We start from the raw sequence: 10,164 nt of genomic DNA, 5'->3' as shown, positions 1-10,164 counted from the left end.
CATCGAACTGAATGTCTACCGACCCGGCCGAAAGTTCGACCGGGTCACCAAAGCCAAACCGCAACGTTATCCCGAACGCCGACTCCGACGATCACAGCCTTAACTTAACGGCATTAGGGTCAGAGTCGAATTATTCACCAAGAACCTGTGATCAATTGAGGTCGCGCAATGTTTCTTGCATCGGCGCTGGATCGGCAGATCAATTGGCAAACAATTTGACTCTGACCCTAATTAGGGTTCAGGCGGAGGACGGTGGAACGCTGGGGCGTGGCGTAAATCGGCGAGGTATTCGGCCAGGCCGTCCTCGGCGACGTCGGCAGGGATGACGAAATCAGCCGGACTTCGGGTGCCATTTGTTCCGGGATAAAACGCCTGCCATGATCCTGGCGTACCGGTAATGGCGACGATTTTTCCAAACACATTGAAACGCAGTGTGCTCATCGATTCTGATCGCTTGAAGCAATTAGGGTCAGAGTCGAATTATTTGCCAAGAGTTCCAGATCAGTTGGCCTCGAACCATGTTAAGTGGCCGTCCGACAGATCGAGGAATCAATTGGCAAACAATTTAACTCTGACCCTAATTAGGGGTTTCAAAAAGCCTTACTCGACGGCTTTGACCATGGACTCGATGACCTTCTTGGCGTCGCCGAAGACCATCATGGTGTTCGGCATGTAGAACAGGTCGTTGTCCAGGCCGGCATAGCCGGAGGCCATCGAGCGCTTGTTGACGATGATGCTCTTGGCTTTGTAGGCCTCGAGGATCGGCATGCCGGCGATCGCGGATTTCGGGTCTTTGGCGGCCGGGTTGACCACGTCGTTGGCGCCCAGCACCAGCACCACGTCGGTCTGGCCGAATTCGCCGTTGATGTCTTCCATCTCGACCACCTGGTCGTAGGGCACTTCGGCTTCGGCCAGCAGCACGTTCATGTGGCCCGGCATGCGGCCGGCCACCGGGTGGATGGCATAGCGCACCTGCACACCGTGGGCGGTCAGCTTGTCGACCAGTTCCTTGACCGAGTGCTGGGCGCGCGCCACCGCAAGGCCGTAGCCGGGGACGATGATTACCGATTCGGCGTTTTGCAGGATGAAGGCCGCGTCGTCGGCCGAGCCGGATTTCACCGGACGCTGTTCCTTGGCGCCGTCTTCAATCGCCACGGCCTCGCCGCCGAAGCCGCCCAGGATCACGTTGAAGAAGGAGCGGTTCATCGCCTTGCACATGATGTACGAGAGGATCGCGCCGCTCGAGCCCACCAGCGAACCGGCGATGATCAGCATCGAGTTGTTCAGCGAGAAGCCGATGCCGGCCGCCGCCCAGCCGGAATAGGAGTTCAGCATCGACACCACCACCGGCATGTCGGCGCCGCCGATCGGGATGATGATCAGGACGCCCAGCACGAAGGCGATAGCCGCCATGATGATGAACGGCATCCACGCCGGCGCGACGTTGTCATCCATGCAGAACATCAGCCCCAGCGCGATGAGCGCGACCGCCAGCACCAGGTTGAGGATGTGCTGGCCCGCGAAGCGCACCGGCGCGCCCTGGAACAGGCGGAATTTGTACTTGCCCGACAGTTTGCCGAAGGCGATCACCGAGCCCGAGAAGGTCACCGCACCCACGAAGGTGCCGATGAAGAGTTCGAGCCGGTTCCCGAAGGGCAGCGGGGTGCCGCGGGTGGCGATGTTGAAGGCCCAGGGCTCGGACACCGCGGCAATCGCGATGCACACGGCCGCAAGACCAATCAAGGAGTGCATGGCCGCGACCAGTTCCGGCATCTTGGTCATCTCGACCTTCCTGGCCGCGACCGCGCCGATGGCGCCGCCCACCACCACGCCCAGGATCACCAGCGGGAAGCCCATGCCGTGGCCGGTGGCCAGTTCCGCCTGCAGTTTGAAGATCAGGGCCACCGTGGTGACCACGGCGATTGCCATGCCGGCCATGCCGAAGGTGTTGCCGAGGCGCGCAGTCGAAGGCGACGACAGGCCCTTGAGCGCCTGGATGAAGCAGACCGAGGCCACCAAATACAGCAGCGTAACAAGGTTCATGCTGATGAAATTCATGCCTTTTCTCCCGCAACGGCAGGCTTGGCGGCCGCTTTCGGTTCCTTCTTCTTGAACATCTCGAGCATGCGGCGGGTGACCATGAAGCCGCCGAAAACGTTGACCGCGGCCAGCGCCACGGCCAGGGTGCCGGCGACCTGCCCGGTGAGCCCTTCGGTCAGGCCGGCGGCCAGCATGGCGCCGACGATGATGATGGCGGAGATCGCGTTGGTCACCGCCATCAGCGGCGTGTGCAGCGCGGGGGTGACGTTCCAGACCACGTGGTAGCCGACGTAGATGGCCAGCACGAAGATGATCAGGTTGATGATGGTGTGGCTGATTTCCATGCTTCGCTCCTAGAATCTGTTCTTGACGCCTACGTCCGCAGCACTGCGCCGTCCGCGCACACCAGGGTCGCACGCACGATCTCGTCCTCGCGGTCGATGATGAACTTGTCGTCCTTGTCGATGACCAGCTTGAGGAAGTCGAGCACGTTGCGCGCATACAGGGCCGAGGCGTCGGCCGCCACCAGGCCAGCCAGGTTCGGCTCGCCGATGATGTGCACCCCGTGCTTGATCACGGTGCGGCCCAGTTCCGTGAGCGGGCAGTTGCCGCCCTGCTCGACCGCCATGTCGACGATCACCGAGCCGGGCTTCATCGCCTGCACCGTTTCTTCCGCGATCAGCACGGGCGCCTTGCGGCCCGGGATCAGGGCGGTGGTGATGATGATGTCGGCCAGCTTGGCGCGCTCGTGCACGAGTTCGGCCTGGCGCCGCATCCAGTCCGCCGGCATCGAACGCGCATAGCCGCCCGAGCCCTTGGCGATCTCGCGTTCTTCGTCGGTCAGGAAGGGCACGTCGATGAATTTGGCGCCGAGCGACTCCACCTGCTCTTTTACCGGTGGGCGCACGTCGGAGGCTTCGATCACGGCCCCCAGCCGCTTGGCGGTGGCGATCGCCTGCAGCCCGGCCACGCCCACGCCCATGATCAGCACGCGCGCGGCCTTGACCGTGCCGGCCGCCGTCATCAGCATCGGCATGAAGCGTCCATAGGTGTTCGCGGCCAGCATGACGGCCTTGTAGCCGGCGATGTTGGCCTGGCTCGACAGCACATCCATCGACTGCGCGCGCGAAATGCGCGGCGCGGCTTCCAGGGCGAAGGCGGTCAGGCCGGCGCCGGCCATGGCGGCGAGGTTCTCGGTATCGAAGGGATTGAGCATGCCGACCAGCACGGTGCCGGGCCGCATCAGGGCACGCTCGGCGCTGTCGGGGCTGCGCACCTTGAGCACCATGTCGGCGGCAAGCGCGGTGGCGGCATCGACGATGGTGGCGCCGGCGGCTTCATAGGCCGCATCGGGAATCGATGCCTGGATGCCGGCCCCGGCGCCCACCAGGACCTGGTGGCGCGCGGCCAGCTTCTTGACGGTTTCGGGAGTTGCAGCCACGCGGGTCTCGCCCGGCCGTATTTCGGCCGGTATGCCAATTCTCATGAATCCCTCCGTTCAGTGGACCATTCTTTCCAACAATCTACCATGTAATGACAAGAATTGCTTAATAACAAATACCAAAAAGCCAATCCTCGATTGTGTCGAAGAAGGCAGGACAAGGCCAGACGAACTCATCGGGTGTTTGCAGAAGATCAAGGCCATTTAACGACAGGCAAGCGCACTGTAGGTAGCATGGATGAGCAGAGGTAGGTTGTGTCAAGGTAAAATGTCGGCTCATTTTTCGAGGACGCGCATGACCGATATCTTCAAACCATCCGTGACCGTCGCCGCCATCATCGAGCGCGATGGCCGTTTTCTCCTGATCGAGGAAGAAACGAGCGAAGGCGTGAAGCTGAACCAGCCGGCAGGCCACCTCGATCCCAACGAGTCGCTCGAGCAGGCCGTGGTGCGCGAAGCGCTGGAAGAAACCGCGCACGAGTTCATCCCGACCGGCCTGGTCGGCATGTACATGTCGCGCTACCATTCCAAGTCGCGCGGCACCGAGATCACCTACCTGCGCTTCACCTTCTGCGGCGAAGCCGGGCGCCGGTTCGACCAGCCGCTGGACGACGGCATCCTGCGCACCCTGTGGATGACGCGCGACGAGATCGCCGCCACGGTCGAACAGCACCGCAGCCCGATCGTGCTGCAGTGCGTGGACGACTACCTGGCCGGCCGCCGCATGCCGCTGGCCCTGCTATATACCCACCCCTCGGTGTTCGAGGGCGGGATTTAATCAAGACGGAAACAAGATGAGCAAGAAAAAAGTCGTGATCGGGATGTCGGGCGGCGTCGACTCCTCGGTCGCGGCGTGGATGCTTAAGGAACAGGGCTATGAAGTCATCGGCCTGTTCATGAAGAACTGGGAAGACGACGACGACTCCGAATACTGCTCGACGCGCCAGGACTGGATCGACGCGGCCAGCGTGGCCGACGTGGTGGGCGTGGACATCGAGGCGGTGAATTTCGCCGCCGAGTACAAGGACCGCGTGTTCGCCGACTTCCTGCGCGAATACCAGGCCGGCCGCACGCCCAACCCGGACGTGCTGTGCAACGCCGAGATCAAGTTCAAGGCCTTCCTCGACCATGCGATGAAGCTGGGCGCCGACCTGATCGCGACCGGCCACTATGCGCGCGTGCGCGAGAACGACGGCCGCTTCGAGCTGCTGAAAGCCTTCGATCACACCAAGGACCAGAGCTACTTCCTGCACCGCCTGAACCAGGCGCAGCTCTCGAAGTCGCTGTTCCCGCTGGGCGAGATCCCGAAGACCGAAGTACGCAAGATTGCCGAACGCCTGCAGCTGCCCAACGCGCAGAAGAAGGATTCGACCGGCATCTGCTTCATCGGCGAGCGCCCGTTCCGCGAATTCCTCAACCGCTACCTGTCGCACAAGCCGGGCCCGATGAAGCTGGACGACGGCACGGTCGTGGGCGAGCATATCGGCCTGTCGTTCTACACGCTGGGCCAGCGCAAAGGCATCGGCATCGGCGGCCTGAAGTCGCACAAGAACGCGGACGGCACGAGCGAGCCGTGGTTCGTGGCGCGCAAGGACATCGCGACCAACACGCTCTACATCGTGCAGGGGCACGACCATCCGTGGCTGCTGTCCGGCAGGCTGGAGGCCGGCCAGGCCAGCTGGATCGCGGGCGAAGCGCCGCCGCCGCGGGCCTTGTCGGCCAAGACGCGCTATCGGCAGGCGGACGTGGCCTGCACGGTGCAGGCGGAGGGGCTGGACCGGTTTGCGCTGGATTTCACGGAACCGCAGTGGGCGGTGACGCCGGGGCAGTCGGCCGTGCTGTATGACGGCGATGTGTGCCTTGGTGGCGGGATTATCGATTCCAACACCGCCGGCTGATGTTCGTAGGGTGGGCGGCTTCGCCGCCCGCGCGTTCAACCCACGGACGCGTTGTGGTGACGCATACCAAGATTGAACGCGCGGGCGGGAGACCCGCCCACCCTACGAAATCAAAACCGCATCCCGAGATTATTACGCTGAGCGCTGCGCCAGCCACTCCGCCAACAAGGCCGGCGCCATCGGCCGCGCATAGTAATAGCCCTGCGCCTCGTCGCAGCCCGCCGCGCGCAGCAGCTGCGCCACCTCCGCGGTTTCCACGCCTTCCGCCACCACCCGGTGGCCGAGGTCGTGCGACAGCTTGATCATGGTCGTCACCAGCGCCAGCGTACGCTCGTCGTTCTCCATGCCGCGCACAAAAGACTGGTCGATCTTGACCACGTCGGCCGGCATGTCCTGCAAATAGGCCAGGCTGCTGTAGCCGGTGCCGAAATCGTCGATGGCGATCTTCACGCCGGCCTGCGCCAGGCGCGCCATGGTGTCGTGCGCCGCTTTCGGTTTGCGCATCAGCGCACTTTCGGTCAATTCGAGCGCCAGGCTGGCCGCCGGCAGCGCATGGCGCGCCAGGCCGGCCAGCACGCGCTCGCAGAAATCCGGCTCTTCCAGGTTCACGGCCGAGACGTTCACCGCCACCTGCAAGGCCACGCCAGCGGCATGCCAGCTTGCCAGCTGGTGCATGGCCGCCTCCAGCACCCATTCGGTGGTGGCGCGCGCCAACGCCGTGCTTTCGATGATCGGCACGAACTCGCCCGGGGCGATCGCGCCGGCCTCGGGATGGTCCCAGCGCAGCAGCGCTTCCACGCCGGCACAGCTGCCGTCCTTCAAGGACACCTTGGGCTGGAAGGCCAGGTGCAGTTCGTCCGGGCGTTCGAGCGCGCGGCCAAGTTCGCCGATCAGCCAGAAGCGGCGGCGGTAGGCCGCATCCTGCTCGGGCGAATACACGCGTAGTCCGGATTCGGTGTCGCGCGCATCGTGGGCGGCGCTGTGCAGGTTGCGCAGCACGTCGAGCGGCGCGTCCTGGCCGACGGCGAAGCGCACCAGACCCACCGTGGCGCTGGTCAGGAAGCCGCTTTGTCCGTTCGGCGCGCGTTCGCCCAGCCAGGCCAGCAGCGTGCCGCTGAAACGCACCAGCGTGCTGCCGGTCGGCGCGAAGAAGGCGAACTGGGTCGTGCCCACATGGTAGACCTTGCCCTCGCCGGCCAGGCGGCGCAAGGCCGGCACCGCCATGCGCACGGTGTCGTCGAGCCAGGCGCTGCCCATGACGCGCATGGCGTCGCTGAGCTGCTCCGGGCTGACCAGGCTGACCAGGGCGGCCAGCTGGGGCTCGCCCTCGGCCGCGACCAGCCCCAGGTCGCGCATATCGCTGACGAACTGGTTACGGTTGGGCAGGCCGCTGAGCGGATCGATCCGTCCCAGCGCATGCTGCAATTCAATCTGCGCCATCACCATCGCAGCCAGGTCGGCAATGGTGGTGCGCTCCTCTTCCGTCACCGCACGCGGCTCGGTCCCGAGCACACACATGGCGCCCAGGCAGTGGCCGGACTTGGTGGTCAGGGGCGCGCCCAGGTAGAAGCGGATGCCGCTCCCGGCCAGCGGGCTGTCGCGAAAATACGCGTCTTCGAGCAGGTCCGGCACCGCCAGCATGCTGCCGCTCTCGGCGACCGCGGCGCAGGGAGCCTTCAGGCGCGGGACCGTATCGTGCTCCACCCCCACCCTGGACTTGAACCACTGGCGGTCGACGTCGGTCAGCGACACCGCGGCGATCGGCAGCTGGAACAGCTGCGAGGCCATGCGCGTGATCCGATCGAAGGCTTCGCTGGGCGTGCTATCGAGCAGCGCGAGCTGGCACAAGGCATCAAGGCGCATCGCTTCGCGCGATACCGGCTGGTGCACTGAATTCATGTGGGCTAGGGAAGCGCACCTGGGCGCTAGATTTGACGGAAATGACGATTATACGCAATTTCTTGCGGAAATGCACGACAAGTCGTCAATGTTGCCGGATCAGTTGTGCGCAGTTTCGTCAATTATTTGATGAATCAGGTTAGAATCCCCGCACTCACCCTGATGCAGCTTATGACAACATTCAACGACGACCCGATCCTCACGACACGCGAAGCGGCGCAACTGCTTGGCATCGCGGTCAGCACGACCCAGCTCTGGATGGAGAGCGGCGCCCTGCCGGCCTGGAAAACGCCCGGCGGGCACCGGCGCGTACGCCTGAGCAGCGTACGGCAATTGCTCAGCCAGCAGGGCGATGCCGAGCCTGCCGGCGCGAACGCCGTGGACCCCATGCTTGATAACGCCCCGCCCTATCCGGTGCCGGAGGACGAAGCGCAGCGGCTGGCGGCGCTGGCCGCATCACACCTGATGGACACGCCGGCAGAGGAAGCCTTCGACCGCCTGGCGCGGCTGGCGGCGCAGGTCACGGCTTGCCCGATCGCGCTGGTGACACTATTGGGTGCGCAGCGCCAGTGGTTCAAGGCGCGGGTCGGCATCGCTTTGGCGGAAACGCCGCGCGACTGGGCCTTCTGCAGCCATGCGCTGGCAGCCGGCGGTCCTTTCGTGGTGGGGGATGCGGCCAACGATCCGCGTTTTTCACACAACCCGCTGGTGACGGGCGAACCCTATGTGCGCTTCTACGCGGGAGTGCCGCTGGCCGACGCCGGCGGACGCCTGCTCGGCACCCTGTGCGTGTTCGACCGCGAGCCGCGCCGCCTGCGCGAGCGCGAGTTGCGCGCGCTGCACGAGCTGGCCGCGATCGCCTCCGAGGAAATCGCGCGCCGAGGCCGGGCGCCTGCTTAGGCCGGGTTGCCGGGTGCGCCCTGCTGCTGCTTCTTCACCAGCGCGATCACGGTATTGCGGATGGTCTTGAGCACGGTGTCGGCCTTGAAGGGCTTGACCACGAAGCCATGCACGCCGCGCGCGGCCGCCGCCTGGATGGTGGGCGCATCGAGCGTGCCCGAGACCATGAAGATCATCGCCTTCGGCAGGTGGGCGCGCAATTCCTCGACCACGCGGCTGCCGTCTTCGACCTGTTCGCGTGCGATGCAGACGATCTGCGGGCGGTGCTTCATCGCCAGCGTATAGCCCAGCAGGCCGGTATGGGTCTGCGCGACCACATCGTAGCCGCCATCGAGCAACACGGTGTTGAGCAGCCCGCGCGAGATGGCGCTGCCGTCCACGATCAATGCCTTGAGCATCGCATCTTCCCTTTTATCGTTCAGTGTGACTCATAGGCCAGCATGTTCCAGGTCACGCCAAGGCGCACGTCGCGCTTGAGCTCGACCAGCTGGCGCGAGACCTGGAGTATCTCACGCTCGGCGCGCAGCCTCTCGCCCAGCGGCGTCTTGAGGATGCCTGCACCGGCCACCACCGCTTCCAGGCTGCCGTAGGCGTTGAGCAGGCGCGCCGCGGTTTTCATGCCGATCTTGGAGACGCCCGGCACGCCGTCGGTCGGGTCGCCCATCAGCGCCAGCAGGTCGTGCAGCAGTTCCGGCGCCACGCCGAAGCGCTGGCGCACCCAGGCGTCGTCATGCCATTCGTTCTTGAAGTGGTCCCACACCAGCGCGCCATGGGCGACCAGCACGTGCAGGTCCTTGTCGGTGGTGGCGACGATGGCTTCGCCGCGGCCTTCCTGCAGCCAGCGCATCACGCCGGTGGCGATCACGTCGTCGGCCTCGACCCCAGGCAGCGTCAAGACCTGCAGCCCGGCCTGGCGCAGGCGTTCGTGGAATTCGGGCAGCGCCTCGCGCAGGAAGCCCGGCATCGGCGCGCGGTTCTCGCGGTAGCGCGGGTAGAGCGCATGGCGCCAGGTGTCGCCGCCATGGTCGAAGGCGGCCAGCACGTGCGTCGGGGTATGCGTTTCGAGCAGGATGCGGAAGGACGAGAAGGCGTGGCGCAGCGCGATGCTGGCCTTCAGGTCGGAGTCCGGCTCGGGACTGGCTTCGTAGACGCGGCGGACGATGTTCAGGCCATCGATCGCCAGCAGCTTTCCCGGTTTGCTCATGGATGGATGCGGGGGTCAGGGTTGGGGCAAGGCGCGCGCCGCCATGATAAACCCAGCGGCCCACTTCGGAAAGCGGGCCTGCGAGCCGCTACTTGACCAGGTCGTATTTGCCGCCGCGCTCGAGCGCCCGGGCGTAGGCCGGGCGCGCGTGGATCTTCTGCAGAAAGGCTTCCAGCTTCGGGTACTGGCTGCCCAGGCCACCGCGCGAGGCGGCCGCCTCCAGCGGGAAACTCATCTGGATGTCGGCGGCGCTGAATTCGCTGCCGGCGAACCAGGGCGATTTCCCCAGCTCGGCTTCGAGATAGTCCAGCTGGCTGCGGATGTTCGGCATGATGAAGGTTTCCTTGACCTTGCGGGCGATGCCGCGCGCGATCGGCTTGGCAAAGAAAGGCATCGGGCCGCTCTCGATGCGGTCGAACACGAGCTTCATGAGCAGCGGCGACATGGCCGTGCCTTCGGCGAAGTGCAGGAAATACGTGTAGCGCAGGCGCTCGGGCGTGCCGGCCGCCGGCAGCAGGCGCCCTTTGCCGTAGCGCTCCAGCAGGTATTCGATGATGGCGCCGGATTCGGCCACGGTGGCCTCGCCGTCGGTGATCACGGGCGACTTGCCCAGCGGGTGGACGGCCTTGAGTTCGGCCGGCGCCAGCATGGTCTTGGGGTCGCGCTGGTAGCGCTTGATCTCGTAGTCCAGTCCGAGCTCTTCGAGCAGCCACAGGATGCGCTGCGAGCGCGAATTATTCAGGTGATGGACGACAATCATGGACGCTTTCGACAGGATTCGA

At 64.9% G+C, this 10,164-nt stretch carries 11 protein-coding genes; 3 read left to right on the top strand and 8 right to left on the bottom strand.

Annotation, left to right across the window (positions count from 1 at the left end; all coding sequences use genetic code 11):
- Window positions 1-231: 231 nt before the first annotated feature.
- From AC56LR_RS17050 to AC56LR_RS17035, 4 genes are all read right to left on the bottom strand, one after another.
- Window positions 232-441, bottom strand: a complete 210-nt coding sequence (locus AC56LR_RS17050; protein WP_497132014.1) for a DUF7661 family protein — start codon at window positions 439-441, stop codon at window positions 232-234.
- A 159-nt stretch (window positions 442-600) separates the two neighbouring features.
- Entirely contained in the window at window positions 601-2,058 is a 1,458-nt protein-coding gene (locus AC56LR_RS17045; RefSeq protein ID WP_497132013.1) for an NAD(P)(+) transhydrogenase (Re/Si-specific) subunit beta, read from the bottom strand.
- Window positions 2,055-2,384 (bottom strand): NAD(P) transhydrogenase subunit alpha part 2, encoded by a 330-nt coding sequence (locus AC56LR_RS17040; RefSeq protein ID WP_497132012.1) that lies wholly within the window; start codon window positions 2,382-2,384, stop codon window positions 2,055-2,057. Before AC56LR_RS17040 ends, AC56LR_RS17045 begins: the two co-directional genes overlap by 4 nt.
- A 29-nt stretch (window positions 2,385-2,413) precedes the next feature.
- Complete coding sequence (locus AC56LR_RS17035) at window positions 2,414-3,526, bottom strand: Re/Si-specific NAD(P)(+) transhydrogenase subunit alpha (protein WP_497132011.1); 1,113 nt, start codon at window positions 3,524-3,526, stop codon at window positions 2,414-2,416.
- A 250-nt stretch (window positions 3,527-3,776) separates the two neighbouring features.
- Between AC56LR_RS17035 and AC56LR_RS17030 the strand changes: the two genes are divergently transcribed.
- The gene (locus AC56LR_RS17030; protein ID WP_497132010.1) at window positions 3,777-4,259 is read left to right on the top strand and encodes an NUDIX hydrolase; all 483 of its coding nucleotides are present in this window, start codon (window positions 3,777-3,779) and stop codon (window positions 4,257-4,259) included.
- A 16-nt stretch (window positions 4,260-4,275) separates the two neighbouring features.
- Window positions 4,276-5,379 carry a tRNA 2-thiouridine(34) synthase MnmA gene (gene mnmA, locus AC56LR_RS17025; RefSeq protein WP_497132009.1) on the top strand — a complete coding sequence of 368 codons (1,104 nt, stop codon included), beginning with the start codon at window positions 4,276-4,278 and terminating at the stop codon, window positions 5,377-5,379.
- A 132-nt stretch (window positions 5,380-5,511) separates the two neighbouring features.
- Here mnmA and AC56LR_RS17020 read toward each other — a convergent pair whose 3' ends face one another.
- Window positions 5,512-7,278, bottom strand: coding sequence for a putative bifunctional diguanylate cyclase/phosphodiesterase (locus AC56LR_RS17020; protein WP_497132008.1), 1,767 nt, complete (start codon window positions 7,276-7,278; stop codon window positions 5,512-5,514).
- A gap of 171 nt (window positions 7,279-7,449) precedes the next feature.
- On the opposite strand from AC56LR_RS17020, the gene AC56LR_RS17015 reads away from it, so the two are divergent.
- Window positions 7,450-8,178: a GAF domain-containing protein gene (locus AC56LR_RS17015; RefSeq protein ID WP_497132007.1), complete on the top strand. Its 729-nt coding sequence runs from the start codon at window positions 7,450-7,452 to the stop codon at window positions 8,176-8,178.
- Here the strand turns inward: AC56LR_RS17015 and AC56LR_RS17010 are convergent.
- From AC56LR_RS17010 to AC56LR_RS17000, 3 genes are all read right to left on the bottom strand, one after another.
- On the bottom strand, window positions 8,175-8,576 hold the full coding sequence (locus tag AC56LR_RS17010) for an ANTAR domain-containing response regulator (RefSeq protein ID WP_497132006.1): 402 nt from the start codon (window positions 8,574-8,576) through the stop codon (window positions 8,175-8,177). The genes AC56LR_RS17015 and AC56LR_RS17010 overlap by 4 nt on opposite strands.
- Window positions 8,577-8,596: 20 nt before the next feature.
- The gene (locus AC56LR_RS17005) at window positions 8,597-9,382 is read right to left on the bottom strand and encodes a 5'-3' exonuclease (protein ID WP_497132005.1); all 786 of its coding nucleotides are present in this window, start codon (window positions 9,380-9,382) and stop codon (window positions 8,597-8,599) included.
- A gap of 88 nt (window positions 9,383-9,470) precedes the next feature.
- Window positions 9,471-10,142 carry a glutathione S-transferase family protein gene (locus AC56LR_RS17000; RefSeq protein WP_497132004.1) on the bottom strand — a complete coding sequence of 224 codons (672 nt, stop codon included), beginning with the start codon at window positions 10,140-10,142 and terminating at the stop codon, window positions 9,471-9,473.
- Window positions 10,143-10,164: the final 22 nt, after the last annotated feature.

The organism is Telluria sp. ZT3P39 (assembly GCF_059685935.1).
Note: the sequence above shows the minus strand (reverse complement) of the source record. Positions and strands in the feature narration are given on the sequence as shown.